Origin of the sequence: Intestinimonas massiliensis (ex Afouda et al. 2020), assembly GCF_900626285.1 — a bacterium.
GTDB lineage: Bacteria > Bacillota > Clostridia > Oscillospirales > Oscillospiraceae > Flavonifractor > Flavonifractor massiliensis_A.
This window is the reverse complement of record NZ_LR131147.1, coordinates 1,130,085-1,151,651: the sequence shown is the minus strand read 5'-3', so window position 1 is coordinate 1,151,651 and position 21,567 is coordinate 1,130,085. Positions and strand designations below refer to the sequence as shown.

18 protein-coding genes are annotated in these 21,567 nt (G+C 62.1%); 10 read left to right on the top strand and 8 right to left on the bottom strand.

Going from position 1 to position 21,567, the window contains the following annotated elements:
• Positions 1-12: 12 nt before the first annotated feature.
• Positions 13-1,206, bottom strand: coding sequence for a pyridoxal phosphate-dependent aminotransferase (locus E0E41_RS05940; protein ID WP_130869151.1), 1,194 nt, complete (start codon positions 1,204-1,206; stop codon positions 13-15).
• A complete protein-coding gene (locus E0E41_RS05935; protein ID WP_130870785.1) occupies positions 1,203-1,682 on the bottom strand; it encodes an Lrp/AsnC family transcriptional regulator in 480 nt (159 codons plus the stop codon). The genes E0E41_RS05940 and E0E41_RS05935 overlap by 4 nt, the downstream gene beginning before the upstream one ends.
• 257 nt (positions 1,683-1,939) lie before the next feature.
• Between E0E41_RS05935 and E0E41_RS05930 the strand changes: the two genes are divergently transcribed.
• From E0E41_RS05930 to E0E41_RS05890, 9 genes are read left to right on the top strand one after another with little or no spacing between them, the layout of a single operon-like run.
• Positions 1,940-2,263, top strand: a complete 324-nt coding sequence (locus tag E0E41_RS05930) for a hypothetical protein (protein WP_130869150.1) — start codon at positions 1,940-1,942, stop codon at positions 2,261-2,263.
• On the top strand, positions 2,260-3,318 hold the full coding sequence (locus tag E0E41_RS05925) for a V0D/AC39 family V-type ATPase subunit (RefSeq protein WP_130869149.1): 1,059 nt from the start codon (positions 2,260-2,262) through the stop codon (positions 3,316-3,318). Before E0E41_RS05930 ends, E0E41_RS05925 begins: the two co-directional genes overlap by 4 nt.
• A gap of 34 nt (positions 3,319-3,352) precedes the next feature.
• The gene (locus tag E0E41_RS05920; protein ID WP_130869148.1) at positions 3,353-5,302 is read left to right on the top strand and encodes a V-type ATP synthase subunit I; all 1,950 of its coding nucleotides are present in this window, start codon (positions 3,353-3,355) and stop codon (positions 5,300-5,302) included.
• Between the two features lie 20 nt (positions 5,303-5,322).
• Positions 5,323-5,763 (top strand): ATP synthase subunit C, encoded by a 441-nt coding sequence (locus tag E0E41_RS05915; protein ID WP_130869147.1) that lies wholly within the window; start codon positions 5,323-5,325, stop codon positions 5,761-5,763.
• Complete coding sequence (locus E0E41_RS05910; protein ID WP_130869146.1) at positions 5,760-6,068, top strand: V-type ATP synthase subunit F; 309 nt, start codon at positions 5,760-5,762, stop codon at positions 6,066-6,068. The genes E0E41_RS05915 and E0E41_RS05910 overlap by 4 nt, the downstream gene beginning before the upstream one ends.
• 22 nt (positions 6,069-6,090) lie before the next feature.
• Positions 6,091-6,696, top strand: a complete 606-nt coding sequence (locus E0E41_RS05905) for a V-type ATP synthase subunit E (protein WP_130869145.1) — start codon at positions 6,091-6,093, stop codon at positions 6,694-6,696.
• A gap of 17 nt (positions 6,697-6,713) precedes the next feature.
• Complete coding sequence (locus E0E41_RS05900; RefSeq protein WP_130869144.1) at positions 6,714-8,483, top strand: V-type ATP synthase subunit A; 1,770 nt, start codon at positions 6,714-6,716, stop codon at positions 8,481-8,483.
• A gap of 22 nt (positions 8,484-8,505) precedes the next feature.
• Positions 8,506-9,918 (top strand): V-type ATP synthase subunit B, encoded by a 1,413-nt coding sequence (locus tag E0E41_RS05895; protein WP_130869143.1) that lies wholly within the window; start codon positions 8,506-8,508, stop codon positions 9,916-9,918.
• A 12-nt stretch (positions 9,919-9,930) separates the two neighbouring features.
• Positions 9,931-10,548 carry a V-type ATP synthase subunit D gene (locus E0E41_RS05890; protein WP_130869142.1) on the top strand — a complete coding sequence of 206 codons (618 nt, stop codon included), beginning with the start codon at positions 9,931-9,933 and terminating at the stop codon, positions 10,546-10,548.
• 59 nt (positions 10,549-10,607) lie between these two features.
• Here the strand turns inward: E0E41_RS05890 and E0E41_RS05885 are convergent, their stop codons facing one another.
• Positions 10,608-11,678: a LacI family DNA-binding transcriptional regulator gene (locus E0E41_RS05885; protein ID WP_165450508.1), complete on the bottom strand. Its 1,071-nt coding sequence runs from the start codon at positions 11,676-11,678 to the stop codon at positions 10,608-10,610.
• A 287-nt stretch (positions 11,679-11,965) separates the two neighbouring features.
• Between E0E41_RS05885 and E0E41_RS05880 the strand changes: the two genes are divergently transcribed.
• The gene (locus E0E41_RS05880) at positions 11,966-16,294 is read left to right on the top strand and encodes a glycoside hydrolase family 3 N-terminal domain-containing protein (protein ID WP_130869140.1); all 4,329 of its coding nucleotides are present in this window, start codon (positions 11,966-11,968) and stop codon (positions 16,292-16,294) included.
• A 113-nt stretch (positions 16,295-16,407) separates the two neighbouring features.
• On the opposite strand, the gene E0E41_RS05875 is transcribed toward E0E41_RS05880, so the two are convergent.
• The 5 genes from E0E41_RS05875 to E0E41_RS05855 form a co-directional block, all read right to left on the bottom strand.
• Complete coding sequence (locus tag E0E41_RS05875) at positions 16,408-18,111, bottom strand: recombinase family protein (protein WP_130869139.1); 1,704 nt, start codon at positions 18,109-18,111, stop codon at positions 16,408-16,410.
• Positions 18,112-18,196: 85 nt separating this feature from the next.
• Complete coding sequence (locus E0E41_RS05870; RefSeq protein ID WP_130869138.1) at positions 18,197-18,481, bottom strand: hypothetical protein; 285 nt, start codon at positions 18,479-18,481, stop codon at positions 18,197-18,199.
• A 48-nt stretch (positions 18,482-18,529) separates the two neighbouring features.
• Entirely contained in the window at positions 18,530-19,897 is a 1,368-nt protein-coding gene (locus E0E41_RS05865; RefSeq protein ID WP_130869137.1) for a relaxase/mobilization nuclease domain-containing protein, read from the bottom strand.
• Between the two features lie 3 nt (positions 19,898-19,900).
• Complete coding sequence (locus E0E41_RS05860) at positions 19,901-20,212, bottom strand: plasmid mobilization protein (protein ID WP_130869136.1); 312 nt, start codon at positions 20,210-20,212, stop codon at positions 19,901-19,903.
• Positions 20,213-20,414: 202 nt separating this feature from the next.
• Positions 20,415-21,491 carry an AAA family ATPase gene (locus E0E41_RS05855; RefSeq protein WP_130869135.1) on the bottom strand — a complete coding sequence of 359 codons (1,077 nt, stop codon included), beginning with the start codon at positions 21,489-21,491 and terminating at the stop codon, positions 20,415-20,417.
• Between the last annotated feature and the right edge of the window lie 76 nt (positions 21,492-21,567).

Genomic DNA, 21,567 nt, shown 5'->3' with positions numbered 1-21,567 from the left:
TGCGATCCTCCTTTATCCTTCCTGTTCCCGCTCCTGCTTTTTCTTCAGGTTGGTCAGGAAATTATCCAGCCGGGTCAGGGCCTCGGCAATGTCTTTCATAGAGGTGGCGTAGCAGCAGCGGACGAAGCCCTCGCCGCCGGGGCCGAAGGCAGAGCCGGAGATGACGGCCACCTTCTCTTCCATCAGGAACCGCTCGCAGAACTCGTCGGAGGTGAGGCCGGTGCTCCGGATGTCGGGGAATACGTAGAAGGCGCCCTTGGGCTCGAAGCAGGGCAGGCCGATGCGGCGCAGGCCCTCCACCAGGTAGCGGCGGCGTCCGTCGTACTCGTCCCGCATATGTTCGATGTCCTTGTCGCCGTTGCGCATGGCCTCGATGGCGGCGTACTGGCTGGTGGTGGGGGCGGACATGATGCCGAACTGGTGGAGCTTGAGCATCTGCTGGATGATGGGAGCGGGGCCGCAGACATAGCCCATGCGCCAGCCGGTCATGGCGTGGCTCTTGGAGAAGCCGTTGACCACGATGGTGCGCTCATACATATCGGGCAGATTGGCCATGGACACGTGGTGCTGGCCGTAGGTCAGCTCGGCGTAGATCTCGTCGGACACCACCATGATGTCGGTGCCCCGGAGCACGTCGGCCAGGGCCTCCAGGTCGGCGCGCTCCATGATGCCGCCGGTGGGGTTGGAGGGGAAGGGGAGCACCAGCACCTTGGTGCGGGGGGTGATGGCGGCCTTCAGCTGCTCGGGGGTGAGGCGGAACTCGTTCTCCGCCTTCAGCTCCACATACACCGGGGTGCCGCCGGCCATGGAGGCCAGGGGCCCGTAGCATACGAAGGAGGGCACGGGGACGATGACCTCGTCGCCGGGGTTGAGCAGGCAGCGCAGGGACAGGTCGATGGCCTCGCTGCCGCCCACGGTGACGATGATCTGGTGGGCAAAGTCATAGTGCAGGTCGAAGCGCCGCTCCAGATAGGCGGCGATCTCCCGGCGCAGCTCGGCCATGCCGGCGTTGCCGGTGTATTTGGTAAAGCCCTTCTCCAGGGAGTAGATGCCGGCGTCCCGGATGTGCCAGGGGGTGACGAAGTCGGGCTCGCCGATGCCCAGGGAGATGGCGTCCTTCATCTCCTCCAGAATATCGAAAAAGCGTCGGATCCCGGAGGGCTTGACCTCCTGGATGCGCTTACACAGTATCTCGTCATAATTCATGAGAAAATCCACTCCTTCGGCTGCTTCTCCTGCTTTTCAAAGATCAGGTGCTTTTCTTTATATTTATGCAGGATGAAATGGGTGGCGGTACCCGTCACATCCTCCAGGGTGGACAGGCGTTCACCCACGAACTGAGCCACTTCCTTCAGGGAGCGGCCGGAAATGATCACGGTCAGGTCGTAAGCGCCGCTCATCAGATAGACGCTCTCCACCTCGTCGTACTGGTAGATCCGCTCGGCCACGCGGTCAAAGCCCTCGCCCCGCTGGGGGGTGACCTTTACCTCGATGAGGGCGGTGACCGCCTCCCGGTCGGTGCGGTCCCAGTCCACGATGGCCTTGTAGCCCAGGATGATCTTCTCCTCCTCATACCGCTTGATGGCGGCCTTTACGTCCTCCACGGACATATCGGCCATGGATGCAAGCTGGTCGGGGGTCAACGTGCAATCATTTTCCAAAAGCTGGAGCAGCTTCATGATTTGTGTTCCTCCAATCAAGATAGTTTCCATAAAAAATAGATGGAAAAGATGATTAACCACTATTATATACGTCCCCGGGAAGAATTACAATAGTGCACTTCCAACTGCGGGTTCTTGCATAATATGACATAAAATGTGGGGTTGACAAGGGGAGATATTTGTCTATTTTCCCGTAGAAACGAGCCTGGTGAAGTGCTATGATGACATATCATCAATAAGTGTATCCGCGAAAAAGGCGGCTCTGGGGAGGGGTATCCGTGGAGTATCTGGATATGGTAAATCAGATCGTGGCGGCGGAGCACAACGCCAAGGCTCTGGCCGAGGAGGGCAAGCAGCGGCAGGAGCAGCTCCAGGCGGGCCTGGAGCGGGAGATCGCCGACCTGCGGGAGAACTATATGCAGCGGGCCCGCCATCGGGTGGAGCTGGTGGAGGAGACCGAGCGGGCCGGAGCCGAGGAGGACATGGCCAAGCTGGACGAGAAGCAGCGCCAGGCCATGGAGCGGGTGGAGGCCGCCTATGAGAAGAACCGGGATCAGTGGGTGGAGACGCTCTTTTCCCTGATCGCGGGAGTAAAGCCATGACAGGGGACGATATGCGCTACGGCGCCCTGTCGGCCAAGGTCCGGGCCCTGTACGGCAAGCGCCTGCGGACGGAGGACTTTGCCCGGCTGGCGGGCCTGAAGAGCGAGGCGGAGATCCTGGATGCCCTGCGGCAGTATCCCGGCTGGAGCCGGGCCCTGGCCAAGTGCGAGCCGGGCAGCTGGAGCTATGTGGGCCGGGTGGAGCTGGAGACCGCCCTGCGGGAGGAACTGCGGCTGGAGTATCTCAGTCTGGCCCACTATGTGCCCCGGGAGGACAGGCCCCTGATGGGCTTCCGCATCCGCATCGCCGAGCGCACCGCCATTCTCAATGCCCTGCGGCGGCTGAAGGTGGGGAAATACGGCATGGGAATGCCCCCCGCCTCCAGCATCGTGGTGCTGGGGAAGGTGGACTACAAGGCCCTGCGGGAGTGCGCCAGCTACGACCAGCTGCTCTCCGCCGTCAAGGGGAGCATCTACTATCCCGTGCTCCTCCACCTGCGGCCGGAGCCGGGAGGGCCGCTGCCCGACTACACCACGGCGGAGTGCCTGCTGCGCACCGCTTACTTTTCCCATATGTTCCGTATGGCCAATCAGAACTACCACGGTCCCGCCCGGAAGGTGCTGCTCCAGGCTCTGGGCGGCCAGGTGGACCTGCTGAATATCATCCATATCCTGCGGCTGAAGACCTATTTCCCCGACACGCCACAGGACAAGTATCTGACCATTCTGTTTCCCTTCCATTACCGGCTCAAGCCGGAGCTGACCCGCCAGCTGTGCGCCGCGCCGGATGCCGGGGCGGTCTTTGCGCTGCTGAAGCAGACCCCATACCGGGACTGCTTTGAGGGGGTGGAGGCCCTGGACGCGGAGGAATACTACCGCCGGGCCATGTATACCTTCAACAGGCATCAGCTGCTGTGTGCGCCTCCCTCCATCTACACCGCCATGGCCTATCTGGACCTGAAGGAGATGGAGATGATGGTGCTGGTCAATGTCATCGAATCCGTGAAATACGGCGCACCCTATCACGCGGCTCTGGCGGAACTGGTAGGCGCCTGAGAGCCGGGAGATCACGAGAGAAGGAGATGAGGCCATGTCGGTCGTTCCCATGAAGCTGCTCACCCTGGCAGGGCCGCTGGACCAGTTCGACCAGGTGGTGAGCACCTGCGTCGTGGACCAGCAGTTCCACCCGGAGAGTGCCCTGCGGCTGATGGGCGGGGTAAAGGGCGTGCTGCCCATGGAGGGCGCCAATCCCTATGCCCAGCTGCTGCGGCGGGCGGAAGAGGTGGCCCGGGAGGCGGGGGTGGAGCTGGCGTACGCCCCCTTCCCGGACAAGCTGCCCCGGAAGGAACTGTCCGCCTACTTCGACGGGCTGGAGGCCAGGGTGCTGGAGCTGACCCGCCGGAAGGAGGAGCTGGAGCGCCAGGCGGCGGAATCGGCCGCCGTGGTGGAGCAGCTGGAGTACCTCCGGGGCATCGGCACCGATCTGGACGAGCTGTGGGGCCTGGAGTACGCCCGGTTCCGGTACGGCTATCTGCCGAGGGAGACCTACGACAGCTTTCAGGAGACCCTGAACCAGGAGGAGGACATCCTCTTCGTGCCCACCACCGTGGGGCCCAGACGGGTATACGGGGTGTACTTTACCACCAAGGATGCCAGGAACCGGGTGGACATGCTCTTTTCCTCCCTCCACTTCACCCGTGTGAATCTGGAGGTACAGCCCCACGGCACGGTGGATCAGGCCACTGCCGAACTGACCGCCCAGGCGGAGGCGAAGAAAAAGGAGGCCGCCCGGGCGGCGGAGGAGCTGAAGGCCCTCCGGGAGCAGGAGAAGGGGCGGCTTTTGTCCGACTACGCCTACCTGCGCTACCACAGCGAGTGCCGGGACCTGCGGCGGTACGCCTGCCGCAGCCGGGACAGCTTTTATCTGGTGGGCTGGGTGCCGGAGGACGCCCTGGACGGCCTGCGGGAGAAGATGGCGAAGTTCAGCGAGCTGTCCTGCGTCATCGACGTGGCCGACGACGTGGAGGGCTTCAAGCCGCCCACCAAGCTGAAAAATCCCTTCCTGGGCCGGGTGTTCCAGCCCTTTCTGGAGATGTACGGCCTGCCGGCCTACAACGAGACCGACCCCTCCCTCTTTATGGCCATCACCTACTGCCTGTTCTTCGGCATCATGTTCGGCGACCTGGGCCAGGGCCTGTGCCTGGCCCTGCTGGGCCTGGTGCTCAGCAAGGTGAAGGGCATGTGGCTGGGGGGCATCATCACCTGCTGCGGCCTGTCGGGTGCCCTGTTCGGCTGCGTCTACGGCTCGGTATTCGGGTTCGAGGACATCCTGCCCGGCTTCAAGATCATGGAGCAGACCAACCTGGCCGGTATGGGCGTGGTGAGCAACGTGCTGCTGCTGCTGGTGCTGTCCATCGCCCTGGGCATTTTCATGCTTCTGCTGGTGATGGCGGTGAATATCGTCAACGGCGTCAGACAGCGGAATTTTGAAAAGATCTTCTTCGGACCCAACGGAGCGGCGGGCATGGTGTTCTACGCCGGGGTGCTGATCGCCGCCCTGTCCACCGCCGTCTTCGGGGTGAATCTGCTGACACCCGCCTATGTGCTGCCGGTGCTGGTCCTGCCCCTGGTGCTCATGCTGTTCCGGGAGCCATTGTCCCGGCTGCTGGCCAAAGATCCGTCGTGGCGGCACTTCTCCCTGGGAGAGGTGCTGGGCACCGGGCTGTTCGAGCTCTTTGAGACCCTGCTGAGCTACCTGACCAACACCCTGTCCTTCATGCGGATCGGAGCCTACGCCATCACCCACGTGGGCCTGATGCTGGTGGTCCACATGCTGGCGGGCCTGGCCGGCGGGGTAGGGGGCCCGGTGGGCATCCTGATCCTGGTGGCGGGCAACGCCTTCGTCATGGCCTTTGAAGGCCTGCTGGTGGGCATCCAGGTGCTCCGTCTGGAGTTCTACGAGCTGTTCGGCCGCTTCTACGATGACGGCGGCATCCCCTTCGCCCCCCGCAAGATCGACTATACCAGCCATACCGACTGATTCCAAGGAGGTCAACTATCATGCTGAAATTCATCGTTCTGTGCTTCGCCGCCCTGGCGGTGCTCTCCCCCCTGTTCCTCATCGGCATCCGCAATTATACCGGCCGGCGGGCCAAGCGGGCCCTGGGCATCAATGTGCTGTCCTTCTTCGCCTGCCTGATCCTGGCCAGCGTGGTGGGCATCGGCGGCAGCGCCTCCGCCGCGGGGACCGCTGAGACCGCCGCCGCGGCTGCCGCCTCCGGCGCCGGCCTGGCGGAGGGCCTGAAGTACGTGGGCGCCGCCCTGGCCGTGGGTCTCAGCGGCATCGGCGGCGGCATCGCCGTGGCCTCCTCCGCCTCCGCCGCTCTGGGCGCCATCTCGGAGAACGACAAGGCCTTCGGCAAGGCCCTGATCTTCGTGGGCCTGGCGGAAGGCGTGGCCCTGTACGGCCTGATCGTGGCCCTGCTCCTTTTGTTCGTATGAAGTACTTTGTGATCACCGACTCCACCGACACCCAGGTGGGCCTGCGGCTGGCCGGGATCGAGGGGGTGGTGGTGCGGGAGCCCTCCCAGGTGCGGGACGCCATCCAGGCTGCCGCGGCCGACCGGGAGATCGGGGTGCTTCTCATCACCGAGAAGCTGGCCGCCCAGTGCCGGGACCTGATCGACCCCATGAAGCTGACCGCCCAGCGGCCCCTGGTGGTGGAGATCCCCGACCGCCACAGCGCCGGCCGGGCGCCTGATTCCATCACCCGCTACATCCGGGAGGCCATCGGCGTCAAGCTGTGACCCCGGAAAGGAGGACCCTTTCATGCCCGATATGACAGAAAAACTGGACCGCTTTACCGCCAAGATCCTGGCCGAGGCCTCAGAGGAGACCAGGCGGGCCATGGATCAGGCGGAGCACCAGCGGGACAATGCCCTCCGCAAGGCGGAGGACCAGGTGCTCCGGGAGGCATACCGGTATATCCACGGCGAGGTAGCCCGGATCAAGGCCGAGGCGGGGCGCAGCGTGTCCCGCCGGATGCTGGAGAACCAGCGGGCCCTCTCCCTCCGGCGGGAGGAGATGGCCAAGGAGACCTTTGCCCTGGTGCGGGCCCGCATCGCCGCCTTCACCCGCACGGAGGCGTATGGAAAGCGGCTGGAGGAGCTGCTGACCGACGCGCTGGGGCGGCTGCCCGGGGCGGAGGACGTACAGATTTGCCTGCGGGAGGAGGACAAGGGCTGGATCCCCGCCCTGACCCGGGCGGCCGGAGGGCGGAAGCTGGACTTCCGGTCCGGGGAATTCCGCATGGGGGGCCTGGTGGCCCTCTCTCCCAGTCTGGGCCTGCGGGTGGACTCCTCCTTTGACAGCGCCGCTCAGGAGCTCTCCGGCCACTTTGCCGAGCTCTTCGGCCTGTCCCTGTCCGACGAATGAGAAAGGATGGGAAACCCATGAACCAAGAACGCTATACCATCCACGGCATCAACGGCCCGGTGGTCACCGTCACCGGCGGCCGGGGCCTGGCCATGATGGACATGGTCAATGTGGGCGAGGAGGGGCTCATCGGCGAGGTGGTCCGGGTGGACGGCGGCACCACCACCGTCCAGGTCTACGAGGACACCACCGGGCTCATGCCCGGCCAGCCGGTCACCTCCCAGGGAGCCCCTATGTCCATCGAACTGGGGCCCGGTCTGCTCCACAATATCTTTGACGGCATCGCCCGCCCCCTGGAGGTGATCCAGGAGAAGAGCGGCCCCTTTATCAGCCGGGGCCTGAACATCCCCTCCCTGGACCGGGAGAAGAAGTGGCAGGTGACCCTCTCCGTGAAGGTGGGGGACCAGGTGGCCCCCGGCACGGAATACGCCTCCTGCCCGGAGACCGCCGCCATCACCCACCGCTGCCTGATCCCCGCCGGACTGACCGGCCGGGTGACCTGGACGGCCCAGCCGGGGGAGTACACGGTGGAGGAGCCCCTGGCGGAGATTACCGACAACCGGGGGGGCGTCCATAAGCTGGCGCTGTCCCAGCGCTGGCCCATCCGCACCCCCCGGCCCATGGCCCAGCGGCTGCCCATCTCCCGGCCCCTGATCACCGGACAGCGGGTCATCGACACCCTGTTCCCCATCGGAAAGGGGGGCGCCGCCGCCATCCCCGGCCCCTTCGGGGCGGGCAAGACCATGACCCAGCACCAGCTGGCCAAGTGGTCGGACGCGGATATCATCGTCTACCTGGGCTGCGGCGAGCGGGGCAACGAGATGACCCAGGCCCTGGAGGAGTTCTCCGAGCTCCAGGACCCCAGGACCCACCGGCCCCTGATGGAGCGCACCATCCTCATCGCCAACACCTCCAACATGCCGGTGGCCGCCCGGGAGGCGTCGGTGTACACCGGCATGACCATGGCGGAGTACTACCGGGACATGGGCTACCACGTGGCCCTGATGGCCGACTCCACCTCCCGGTGGGCGGAGGCCCTGCGGGAGATCTCCGGCCGGCTGGAAGAGATGCCCGCCGAGGAGGGCTTCCCGGCCTACCTGGCCTCCCGCCTGGCGGAATTCTACGAGCGGGCGGGGTACGTGAAGACCCTGGGCGGCAATGAGGGCAGCGTCACCGTCATCGGCGCCGTCTCCCCCCAGGGGGGCGACTTCTCCGAGCCGGTGACCCAGAACACCAAGCGGTACGTGCGCACCTTCTGGGGCCTGGACCGGGCCCTGGCCTACGCCCGCCATTTCCCCTCCATCAACTGGCTCACCTCCTACTCCGAGTATGCCGACGACCTGAAGGACTGGTATGAGAAAAACGTGGGGCCGGACTTCGTTCCCTGCCGCCTGCGGATCTCCAACCTGCTCCAGGAGGAGGCCAAGCTGATGGAGATCGTCAAGCTCATCGGCGCGGACATCCTGCCGGAGGACCAGAAGCTGATCATCGAGACTGCCCGGCTGGTCCGGGTGGGCTTCCTCCAGCAGAACGCCTACCACGCCATTGACACCTACGTGCCCATGGACAAACAGCTGAAAATGATGCAGCTCATTCTGGAGCTGTACGACGGGGCCCGTGCCCTGGTGGCCCGGTCCATCCCCCTGTCCCAGCTGAAGGCCACCGGCATCTTTGACCAGCTGACCAAGATGAAGTATGAGGTGCCCAACGACGACCAGAGCAAGTTCGGGGACTACCGGCGGCAGATCCGGGAGGCCCTGGACCAGGTCAGCCGGGCCAACAGCTGACACCCCACAAGGAGCTGATACTATGAGACTGGAATATATCGGCCTTTCGGAGCTGTCCGGCTCCCTCATCGTCCTGGAGGGGGTAAAGGGCGTGGCCTACGACGAGATGGCGGAGATCACCCTGGACGGCGGGGAGCGGCGGTACGGCCGGGTCATCCTCATCGACGGGGACCGGGTGGTGCTCCAGGTCTTTGAGGGCACCCGGGGCATTTCCCTGGAAAACGCCCGCACCCACTTTACCGGCAAGCCCATGGACATCGCCCTGTCCCGGGAGATGCTGGGCCGGGTGTTCGACGGGGCCGGGCGTCCCATCGACGGCCTGGGGGAGATCTTTCCCGAGGTGCGCCGGGACGTGAACGGCTCCGCCATCAACCCGGTGTCCCGGCAGTACCCACGGGACTGCATCTACACCGGCATCTCCGCCATCGACGGCTGCGCCACCCTGATCCGGGGGCAGAAGCTGCCCATCTTCTCCGGCTCCGGCATGAAGCACAACGAGCTGGCCGCCCAGATCGTCCGGCAGGCCAGGGTGGCGGAGCAGGAGGAGGACTTTGCCATCATCTTCGCCGCCATGGGGGTAAAGAACGACACGGCGGAGTTCTTCCGCCGGAACTTTGAGGAGGCGGGTGCCCTCCAGCGGGTGGTCATGTTCCTCAACCTGGCCTCCGACCCCATCATCGAGCGCATCCTCACCCCCCGCTGCGCCCTCACCGCCGCGGAGTACCTGGCCTTCGACCACGGCTACCATGTGCTGGTCATCATGACCGACATGACCTCCTACTGTGAGGCGGTGCGGGAGTTCTCCTCCTCCAAGGGGGAGATCCCCTCCCGGAAGGGCTTCCCCGCCTATCTGTACTCCGACCTGGCCTCCCTCTATGAGCGGGCGGGCATGATCCGGGGCCGGAAGGGGTCCGTCACCCAGGTGCCGGTGCTCACCATGCCCAACGACGACATCACCCACCCCATCCCCGACCTGACAGGGTACATCACCGAGGGGCAGATCGTGCTGGACCGCACCATGGAGCAGAAGGGGATCTATCCCCCGGTGGCCATCCTGCCCTCCCTGTCCCGGCTGATGAAGGACGGCATCGGGGAGGGCTTCACCCGTGCCGACCACCCGGACCTGTCCAACCAGCTGTTCGCCTCCTACTCCAAGGTGCAGGACGCCCGCAGCCTGGCCAGCGTCATCGGCGAGGACGAGCTCAGCGACACCGACAAGCGGTACCTCCAGTTCGGCGAGGCCTTCGAGCGGCACTTTATCCACCAGGACCAGGGGGAGGAGCGCACCATGGACCAGACCCTGGACCTGGGCTGGAAGCTGCTCACCATCCTGCCCCGGGGAGAGCTGGACCGGGTGGACCCCAAGACCCTGGACGCCCACTATGTGGAGGGCGCCTGGGAGAGCCTGGGGACCGGCGGCTCTTGGTCGGCGTAAGGAGGAGAGGATATGGCCAATCTGCTGCCCACCAAGGGAAACCTGATGGCCGCCAAGCGCTCCCGCAGCCTGGCCCAGACCGGCTACGAGCTGATGGACCGGAAGCGGAACATCCTGATCCGGGAGCTGATGGCCCTGATGGACACTGCCAAGGACCTGCAGGGGCAGATCGATACCGTGTTCACCCAGGCCTACGCCTCCCTCCAGGCGGCCAACATCCGCCTGGGCATCTGTGACCGCATCGCCGAGGCGGTGGATGTGGACAACTCCCTGGAGATCCGCTACCGCTCAGTGATGGGGGTGGAGCTGCCCCATATTCCGGGAGAATCACCCGCTCCACGGCCGGAATATGGCTTCGCCGGTACCTCCTCCCTGCTGGATGACTGCTACCTGAAGTTCCACAAGGTAAAGGAGCTGACCCGCTCTCTGGCGGAGGTGGAGACTTCCATCTACCGCCTGGCCCAGGCCATCAAGAAGGCCCAGAAGCGGGCCAACGCCCTGCAGAACATCGTGCTGCCCGATCTGGACAGCACCATCCGCTCCATCACCGACGCCCTGGAGGAGAAGGAGCGGGAGGAGTTCGTCCGCATGAAGGTCATCAAACGGCAGAGCAATGGGAAAAGAGCATAAACAGCGGGCCGCCTGACAAGGCGGCCCGCTGTTTTGTTATGCAAATGGACGTCCGGTCCTCAGAAGGGGGAGGAAACGCCGGGACGGAACACCCTGGGGCACAGCAGCTGCTTTTCCGCGCCGCCGTTGGTGTACAGCTGCCGGATCAGCAGTTTGGCGCAGGACTCTCCGGCGGTGTAGTTGAGCAGGTCGCAGGATAGGATCCTGGGGTCCTGGTTCCCATAGGGAAAGGAGCCGGACTGGGCCAGGGAGAGCACCGAAGGGGCGAAGCCGTCATAGGGGGGAAGAAAACTGCACAGAGGCTGGGCCCAGGCCCCCCAGCTGCACACAAACCGGGTCCCCGCCGCTGTGCGGGAGACCACCGAGGAGAAGAAATTCCGGGCGGAGGAGCCCAGCTCCTGGAGAAAGTTGAAGGAGAAGTTTTCATCCAGCCGGGCGTCACCGGGGAAAAAGTCGTCAAAAATCTCCAGCGTAGCGCCGGGGCAGTCGGCCACCGCGTCCCGCACGCCTGCCTCCCGCTGGAGCTCCTGGGGGGTGTCGATCTCCCCGCAGGGCCGGAGGTAGGCCAGGTGTTTGCCTCCCAGGGAGAGAAAGCAGCTTACCGCGTTTTTGGTGCCGGAGTAGTAGTCCAGATTCACGCTGGACAGGCGGGGATCGGACTGGCAGCTGTCGTAGGCCACAAAGGGGATGTCATGCTCCAGAATGTACTCCAGTGCCGAGGGCAGGGGCTCCTGCCCGTCTGCACCCACGTACAGGATCCCGTCCGCCCGGTGGAGGATGCAGCGGTTGAGGTAGTCCGGGTAGCCGCTGGGGGAGAGAGCGTCGGTACACAGCAGCAGCCGGTAGCCCTCCCGGTCCAGCACGCTGCGGGCCCCCTCCAGCACCTGCCCGTAGCGGGGGAGCATCACGTTCTTGTTGACTGAGACGGCGATGCAGTTGGTGCGGGAGGCCTGCAGGGCCCGCGCCACGTGGGTGGGCATGTAGTCCAGCAGGCGGGCCGCCCGCAGCACCCGCTCCCTGGTCTCCTGAGAGATGGTCTGTCCCTTCTTGTTGTTCAGCACGTAGGACACCGTGGCCTGGGAGACGCCGGCCAGACGGGCCACATCTTTGCTTGTCGCGCGCTTTTCCATGCCGATGCTCCTCCTCTGCATTTTGTCCGCTGGTTTGTACTACTTGTTGATTATATATGCTCGGAGCGGAGGGGTGCAAGGGCGAGTTGAAACCGGTCCAGATTATAAGTGCGTTAAGTAAAGGAAGGACTGGGAAAACAGGGAAAGCGGGCGGGAAAAAAGTATGATAAAAAATCATACTTTTATTCATTTCAGAATGGCGAGTATAGTAAAACTACACCAGAGATTCCAGCGCGCGGTATCGAAATTTGTTGCTCTGGAACAAAAAACGGAAAGAGGGTTGGAAAATGTCAAAAACATGGAAACGGGCTGCCTGCTTTTTGCTGACAGCCGCACTTCTGGCACCGACGGCATTTGCCAAGGTGGACGTGGACGAGAGCCAGATTTCCGACGAGGTAAAGGGATACGCCTATTGGGATACCAGCCTGAGCGATGAGGCCCGGGCGGCGGACCTGATCTCCCACATGACGGTGGAGGAAAAGCTGGGCCAGCTGGTCAGCCACGGCTCTCCGGCCATTCCCCGGCTGGGTGTGGCGGAGTACTGGTACCCCGGCGAGAACCTGAACGGCATCGCCAACATCACCCTGTGGTACGGGGCCGCGGGAGACGCCAAGGGCGGCGCCTCCTCCTTCCCCTCCACCCTGGCTCAGGGCGCCACCTGGAACAGCGACCTGATCGGTGAGATGGCCGACGCCATCGGCGACGAGGCCAGAGCCTTCTACAACACCTCCAGGAAGGGCCTGACCTACTGGGGACCCAGCGTGAACCTGGCCCGGGATCCCCGCTGGGGCCGGACAGGCGACAGCTTCGGTGAGGACGGCGTGATCTCCGCCCAGCTGGCCGGGTCGTTCATCCAGGGCTTCCAGGGTGAGTATGACGACGAGGACGGGCTGAAGGCCGTTGCCACGGCCAAGCACTTCGCCGCCAACAACGCGGAAGAGACCCGCAGCGGCGGTTCCTCCAACATGAGCGAATCCGAGCTGCGGGAGTACTACCTGCGCCACTTCAGCTCCATGGTCATGGACAGCGGCGTGCAGGCCATCATGCCCGCCTACAACGCCATCAACGGCATCCCCTGCCATGGCAGCTATGACCTGCTGACCAACACCCTGCGGCTGACCTGGGGCTTTGACGGCTGGGTGGTCTCCGACAACGGCGGCGTGGGGAACCTCAACAGCCAGTACGGCGCCAATGGCGGCAACAGCCAGAAGGGCGACAGTGAAGCCTTCCCCGTTCTGGACGGCGGCGATGAGGACTTCAACGGCGAGGAGAACCTGAACGTCACCAACGCCGCCGAGGCCGCGGCCGCGGCCCTGAACGCCGGCGTGAACCTGGACCTGGGCGGCCGGACCATGACGGCGGCCAACCTGGAGGCGGCGCTGAACGAGGGCGTCCTCACCATGGACACCATCGACCAGGCCCTGCTGGACATCTTCACCAGCCGTTTTGCCACCGGCGAGTTCGATAACTCCGACGCCTATACCGACGGCTATGACTCCGTGTCCGCTTTTATCGAGCAGAACCAGGATCTGGCGGAGGATGTGGCTGACGAGGCCATCGTGCTGCTGGAGAACAACGACGACTTCCTGCCCGCCAACATCGGCGACTATGACAAGATCGTGGTGGTGGGCCAGTACATCGAGGAGCTGCTGTACTCCGACTACAAGTCCGACAACGTGTGGCGGGACGAGAACGGCATCAGCGTCTCCTTCGTGAAGGGAATCCAGGACGCCGTGGCGGAGTACAATGAGGCCAACGGCACTTCCATCCAGGTGGAGAGCATCGTGCTGAGCGAGACCGACGGTCAGGTGGGGGCGCCTACCGCCGAGCAGATGGAAATGATGTCCCAGGACAAGGTCCTGACCGTCTACATCCCCGCTACCCGGATCACCATGCTGACCGGCGGCGCCGACGCCGGCGAGGGCAATGACCGTGAATCCCTGGATCTGCCCCGTGGCCAGGCCGAAGTGGGCGAGCAGCTGGTCAATAACTGCTCCAACCTGGTGGTGGCCATGCACACCCAGTCCATCGTGAACGTGGATTGGGCCACTCAGGGCGAGAAGAAGGCGGACGCCGTACTGTGGGCCTCCTACCTGGGCGAGAAGCAGGGCGCTGCCCTGGCCAATGTGCTGTTCGGCAAGGTGAGCCCCTCCGGCCGCCTGAATACCACCTGGTATGCCGATGAGAGCCAGCTGGGCGAGCTGCAGCACGACTACAGCATCTATCCCACCGCCAGCGATCCTCAGGATATCGACCTGGACAACGGCGGCAGCTACGGCCGCACCTATATGTACTTTGTGGGCGACGTGGACTACCCCTTCGGCTACGGCCTGAGCTATGGTACGTTTGCCTACTCCGACTACAGCATCGCCGACAATAACGACGGTACCCTTACCGCCACCGTAACGGTGAAGAACACCAGCGATGTGGACGCCAGCGAAGTGGTCCAGCTCTACGCCGTAGGCCCCAACGCCGCTGAGCTGAACCGCGCCGACAAGCAGCTGGCCGGCTTTGACAAGGTGTTCTTGAAGGCCGGCGAGAGCCAACAGGTCACCATCACCGTCAAGCTGAAGGACCTGGCCTCCTGGGACGAGAGCAAGGGCTGCTTTGTCCTGGACGACGGCAGCTGGACCTTCTACCTGGGCTCCGACTGCGACACCAAGATCGCCGGCTGCGAGCAGGCTGTGGCCCTCACCGCCGACGACCTGCCCGCCGGGCTCCAGGCTGTCACCCTGACCGTGGACAACTACATCCTGGAAGACAGCGACCAGGAGAGCGAGATGCCGGCCACCGAAGTGACCGCCAGTGTCTCTCTGGAGAACGACACCCTCTACAAGGATCAGTCTGCGGCTGAGGCCGCCGGCATCACCCTGAGCTATGCCTCCGATAACGAGGACGTGGCCACCGTGGACCAGAACGGCAAGATCACCGCCGTGGGCGACGGCGTCTGCACCATCACGGTCACCGCCAGCAAAGGCGGCGAATCCATCACCGACTCCCACGCCATTGTGGTCAAGTCCATCAAGGGCGTCACGGGTATTGAGCTGGATCAGACCGAGGCCACCATCCGGGAGCGGGAGACCGTCACCCTGAACGCCACCATCACCCCTGCCGACGCGGATTATCAGCAGGTCATCTGGACCTCCAGCAATCCCGCCGTAGCCACCGTGGAGGACGGTGTGGTCAAGGGCGTGTCCGTTGGTACCGCCACCATCACCGCCAAGACCTTCGAGGGCGGCAAGGAAGCCACCTGTGAGATCACGGTGGAGAAAAATGACGATGTGGAAGTGACCGGCATCACCCTGGTTCCTGCCGGTGTGACGAGTAAGGACGGCGTTGCCATTATGGCGGGCGGCGAGGTCACCCTGGAGGCTACCGTGGAGCCGGAATCCGCCACCTATCCCACGGTTATCTGGAGTACCGACGATCAGAACCTGAGCATCGTGCCTGACGGCAACACCTGTGTTGTCACGGTCAAGGACGGGGCCACGGCCACCTCTGCGGTCAAGGTCACTGCCACCGCAGGCGGCACCAGCGGCGTGACTGCGGATGCGTACATCGTACCTCAGGTATCCGCCGAGATGAAGGCTGGCGAGACCCTGGATCTGGTGGCCCGTCTGGACGCTGACGGCACCAAGAACGACAACCTGAAGTGGGACAGCACCAACACCTCCGTGGCTACCGTCAGCGAGGGCAAGGTGACCGCTGTCTCCGCCGGCACTGTGACCATCAAGGCCGCTGATGTGAGCGGTGTGCTCCAGGCCTCCTGCCAGATCACTGTGACCGCCTCCGGCGGCGGCAGCACCAGCGGCGGCGGCAGCACCTCCGCCAGCCGGTACACCATCACCGTCAAGCAGAGTGAGGGCGGTAAGATCGCCCCCCAGACCGTGACGGTGGAGAAGGGCAAGAACCAGACCTTCACCATCACCGCCGACGCGGGCTACGCCGTCAAGGACGTGCTGGTGGACGGCAAGAGCGTGGGTGCTGTGAGCAGCTACACCTTTGAGAACGTGACCTCCGGCCACACCATCCAGGCCGTGTTCGCGGAGCAGGCCTTCCAGTTCTCCGACGTGGACGCCGGCAGCTGGTCCGCCCCCTACATCTACGGGCTGTATGAGCAGGGCATTGTGGACGGCGTAGGCGGCAACCTGTTTGCCCCCACCCGCAGCATTACCCGGGCCGAGTTCGTCAAGCTCCTGGCTGGCGCCGCCGGTGTGAAGGCCGAGGACCTGAGCAAGGACGCCAGCTCCTTCACCGACGTGGAGCACGGCAGCTGGTACGAGCCCTATGTGGTGTGGGCCGTGGAGAACGGCGTGGTCAACGGCACCTCCGCCGACACCTTTGCCCCCACCGCCCTCATTACCCGTGAGCAGATGGCCACCATGCTGTACCGCTATGCGGAGAGCACCGGCGTGAAGCTGCCCGAGACGGGCGCCGGCTCCGCCTTCGCGGACGCCGACAGCGTTTCCGACTGGGCCGCCGACGGAGTGGCCGCCATGCAGAAGGCCGGCATCATCAACGGCATTGGCGGCAACCTGTTTGCCCCCGCCGACAATGCCACCCGTGAGCAGGCCTGCAAGGTGCTGATGACCTTCCTGGAGGTAACCGGGAAGTAAGGAACATACAAAAACGGACCGCCCGTTCTGATAGTTCCCATAGGTACATTTTCTGAACCTTGTGAATTGTCAGGCACACAGGCGGACAGCGGAAGCTGTCCGCCTGTTGTGTTTTATGCCAGCAATCGCTTGATTTCTTCAATATCTGTAATCTGCTTTGTGATATGCGGTATGTGCTCACCTTCCTGCATAGGGCTGTCCACTCTGCCGATGTCCCTGTACACGATCCTGATACTTTGTCCTGCAGAGCGGGAATACTTTTGGCTCCGTTCTCCCACCTCAATCCGCTGGATGAAGAGCCGCAGCAGTTCCGGCGTCAGTTCGTCGATGGTAGTGTACCGTTTGGCCTTCTCAATGAAGGCGTCCACATTGGCGGCTGAGGCTTTCAGTTTCTCCAACTGTTCCTCCTTGGCCGGAATGGCGACAGACAGATTTTTTTGCTCAGCGTTGTAGTCTGCGGAGAGCATGCGGAATTGTTCATTGGTCACCCGCCCCAGAACATTGTCCTCGTAGAGACGCTTGAACAGCGCGGACAACTCATCGTATCTCCGCCGCATAGAATCCAGTTCCTTCTGCAGACGGTTGATTTCTCGGCGCAGTTCTGCGGTGTTCCTCTGGTTGATGTACTGGGCGAATTGCCGCTCCTTCATCCGTGCGAAGTGCGTGACCCTGCGCAGGTCGTCCAGCACGATGGCTTTCAGGTCCGCCTCCCGGATCTGGTGGGGTGAGCAGGCGGTTTTCCCGCGCTTACTGTAGGTTGAGCACCGGAAATAATACTGATCCTCCCGCATTTTCTCGGTCCGGCAGAGCACCATGTATTTTCCGCAGTCGGCACAGTAGACCAGTCCAGAGAACAGATTGGGTTCCTCCATGTGCTTGGGCGGCCGCCGTTTGTGCTCCCGCACATCCTGCACGATCTCCCAGACCTCCATGGAGATGAGTGGCTCATGGGTGTTCTCCACAAGGATCTGCTCGCTCTCTGGTTTCTGGATTTGCTTTTTGTTTTTATAGGAGAGCGTTGTTTTCTTCATGTTGAGCGTGTGCCCGATGTAGACCTTGTTTTCCAGGATCTTAGCCACGGTTCTGCCGGACCAGGTGTAGGGACGGGTGGTATCCAGATTGGTACAGGCAGCTCCGGTAGCCTGGTAGTACTGGTTGGTCGGATTCAGCACCTGCTCTTGGGTCAGGATTCTGGCGATCTGGTTCGGTCCCTTCCCTGCGGCGCACAGGTCAAAGATACGACGCACGATGGGAGCGGTTTCCTCATCGGGGATGATCTCCTTGGAGTCCTTGTCCTTTTTCTTGTAGCCGTAGGGCGGTTTGCCGCCCAGCCGCTCTCCGCGCTCCGCCTGCATCTTCTTGATGGCGCGTACTTTCTTACTGGTGTCCTTGGCGTGGAGTTCGTTGGCCCAGTTACGGATAGGATTAAAGTCGTTGCTGCTCTCCACCAGGGAATCCACGCCATCATTGACCGCGATAAAGCGGACACCCTTTTCCGGAAAGTAGATCTCCGTGTACTGTCCCACCTGAAGGTATTCTCGTCCCAGGCGGCTGAGATCCTTGACGATGATGGTCTCCACCTCGTCCCGTTCCACCATTTCTATGATCTTCTTCCAGGCTGGACGGTCAAAGTTTGTACCGGAGTAGCCATCGTCCGCCAGGAACAGCGTGTTTTCAAACCCATGATCCGCTGCGTACTGCTCCAGGAAGAGTTTCTGATTGTGGATGGAATTGGACTCTTTCTGCCGGTCATCCCTCTGCCGCTCATCCTCCTGACTGAGTCTTCCGTATAAGATATTATATTTTTGGCTTGCCATATCTCTGTAACCTCCTTTTACTGGGGCAAGCCGGTATGGGGTACGGACAGTATACCCCACCGGCCTGCACAAGTCCACGGAAACCTTACGCGCCGTGGGCTTCCTTCTTTAGGTCTGTGTCAATGAGCGAGAGCAGCTTGTCTGTGGGGGTCGCTGTGGCCTCCATCGGGAACACGGAGGTCACATGAAATACCTTCCCTCCAATGAGCATCTCCCTTTGATTGATGTTGTGATCGTCCTGGTGCTGGTAGCAGGTGTCACGAAAGCTGGTCAGCACCTCTCCGCTTTCCGTTTCCCGCAGCAGTGCTCCGTGGGGATCGTATCCGCCCAGCATGCCGGTGTCACGGTATTCCTCATATGCCTTTTTCATGGCGCTCCTTTCTCCCGAAACCAATTCGGGCAACAAAAAAGCAGACCGTCACATGGTCTGCTGCCAAGTTGGTTCTTCTTCGTGATCGTCCTCCTTGTGACCGAGGACAATTTTCTTTTGCCGCTCCTTTCGAAGGGCTTTGCTGTCTGCGTGGTGGTGCATGGCGGTGGCGTCCCTCACGGGAGCAGGCCCCTGGCCGCGCTCCAGAGCGTGTCCAAGCTGGACCACACCACCCACAGCACCAGCCCAGTCAGCGCCAGGGCCGCCAGTCCCAACAGCAGACTGGTCCATGGAATGTCCGGCAGACTCAGTCTGGGCAGTCTGATGCCGGGCAGAGAAAAACGCTTCTCGTTCCGCTTCCCAGCCTGTTCGCTCATCTGCTCCAGATGCTTCACCGCTTTCAGCAGCTCGTCCATCTGCGTCTGGGTCGGGAGCTGCACCAGCAATTCGCTGATCTTCTTCAGATAGCCAGTCTGTCTCTCGGTGTGGTACCCCAGTGTGTAGAGGTCGCTCTGCAGATCCTCCCATTCTGCTTTCGTAGGATGCACTTCGGGAGGCAGTGTCAGCTCCTGCGCCGGAGGCTGCGGCGTGGTCTGTACCATCTGCGCGGGACGGTTCTTTTCCAACAGCTCGTCCATAGATAATTTCTTCTCTGATCCTGAATTCATATTCCATATTCTCCTTCAGATATTTCTCCCCGAACAGCAGGCGGTCACGGCACTGCCAGCCGCTGGGTGTGGTGTAGGTGATGTTCCGCCGGGAGGTTTCCCAGCGCACCTTGCAGCCCTCGCTCTCCATCAGCGCAATAAACTCCTCACGGCTGGAGGCGTGGCGCATACAGTCGTTGATGATATTCATGAGTTGCAGCTTCTTACTCTGACCACGGGCGGCCGTGTGATACTCGCCGATGGACATGGTCTTGGTCTTCTCTTTCCTGTTCGTGGGCTTGAACACAGGGAGCGAAAACTCCATGCAGACTTGATCGTTGCGCTGCCGCAGTTCCTGGAGCTGCTCCTTTGCGATGTGCAGTTTCTTCCCAGTATCGAAGTTGACGGAGTTGATGAGAAAGTGGGAATGAATGTGTTCCCGGTCTGTATGGGTGCAGACCAGGACTTCATATCCCTCATAGTACTCAGCCAGCTTCAATGCCGCTGCATGAGCGGTGAGCGGATCGACTGCTTCGCCTTTCGGGAAGCTCTGCACCATGTGGTAGAACAGCACGCCGTCGGTTTTGTGATGCAGCCGCTTGGTGGTCATGAAGTCCGCATAGACAGATTCCGGCTGGCAGTTGATGCCTGTGACCAACTGCTGCCCCTCAAACTCAGTTTTTTTGTTCTGCATGGTGTACCGCATCACGGCTCCCATGCATCCGGTGGTCTGTCCTCGCTTGTAGTTAGTGAAGCTGATGATTGCCATTTTTTACCACCGCTTTCGTTCCAGAATCAACCGGACAGCGGCGCAGAGTTCAGAGAATGCCTGGCGTACGCTGTCCAGATTGACTACCGTGATGCGTCCCATATGTGCCAGGGTGACGAGTTGATTCAGATTTCTGCCGATTGACTTCAGCTCCTTGAGCACTTCTTTCAGTCCATCGATGACCACAACCTGCTTTCCCAGACAGCAGGCTGTCACATAGTCGCTCATGGACATTCCGGAGCGTTTCGCCAATTCCTTGATGGCCTCCCGGTCTGCAGATGCCATCCGGGTACTGAACTTGATATCTTTTTTCATGTCGTTTCCTCCAGTCTTTCGTAAAAATGGGGTGTGGGGCAGCGCCCCGCAAACAAGCGGAAGGCGGGCGGCGGCTGTGCCGTTGACCAGACAAACGCGATGCTGGCCACCTCCAAGGAGGTGATTCTCCCGCGCCGAACACCCGCGCTCCACCTTCGGCCACAAGCGGCCCAACACGGCGTTTCTTTTGCCTTGCGGGAGTTTACTCGCCGCACCCGGAAATCGCCCGCAAATCGCCGCACAGCGCCCCGACAGGGTCGATAGGGACGATTTCTCCGGCACCCTCCAAATCGACACTATCGGCACGACGCAGCTCAATCACTCGTTTCCCGTTGCTGCGGCGCACCGTTGCCTTAATGCCGTTTTTTCTTAGGGCCTCAACGCTTTGCAGGATCATCCTTGAAATCTTTTTGGGCGTTATCCCTTCGGACTTATCAGGGTCGATCTTTTCGGAGAGTTCCGTGGGAGTGCCGATAAATATTGTTCTGCTGCTCATGAACGCATAGAGGAGAACGACGATCCGATCCTCACGCAGCACGGGTTCTTCTCTGCTGTCCGAAACCAACTCCCACACATTTTCCTCGCTGCGTCGAAGCTCCAACTCCCGGTATTCGATGTCCCGGCCCACGCAGGTCAGTCTGGCCCTGTCGCTGCCCCGCTTTTCTTCCACCAGTGTGAAGCTGGAATCCACCGCACCACTGATAGCAGTGGTCCCGGAGATCCGGTGGAACACATCCTCCGCCTTTTCTTTCCGCAGATGGTGGATGAGCAGGATGGCAATGCCGTGCTTGTCCGCCAGCCGCTTGAGCACGGACAGATCCCGGTAGTCGTTGGCATAGGTGGCGTCGTGGACCGGACGGACCATCTGCAGGGTGTCAATGATGACCAGCACTGTGTCGGGGTGTGCGGCGATAAATGCGTCCACCTGTTCCTCCAACCCTTGGCCGATGTGGGCGCACTCGGTACAGAAGTGGACGCTGTCTGGTGCATCCTCAGTGATTTCAAAGAGTCGATTCTGGATGCGGAGGACGGAATCCTCCAGACAGAGATAGAGTGTGGTGCCCTGCTTGGTGCTCATGTTCCAGACCGGTTCTCCCTTGGCAACTGTCACCGCCAGCCACAGAGCAAGCCAGGACTTGCCCACCTTCGGGGAACCAGCCAGGATGTGCAGACCCTGAGAGATCAGGGTATCCACCACAAAATTGGGCGGTTCCAGCGGACGATCCATCAGGGTTCTGCCGTCAACTGTGATCAGGGGATGGTTCATTTTGTTGTTCATGTTTAGTACCTCCATTTCAAGAATTTGAATACAAAAAGCTCCCACCTCAAAAGAAGTGGGAGTAGTATTCATTTTG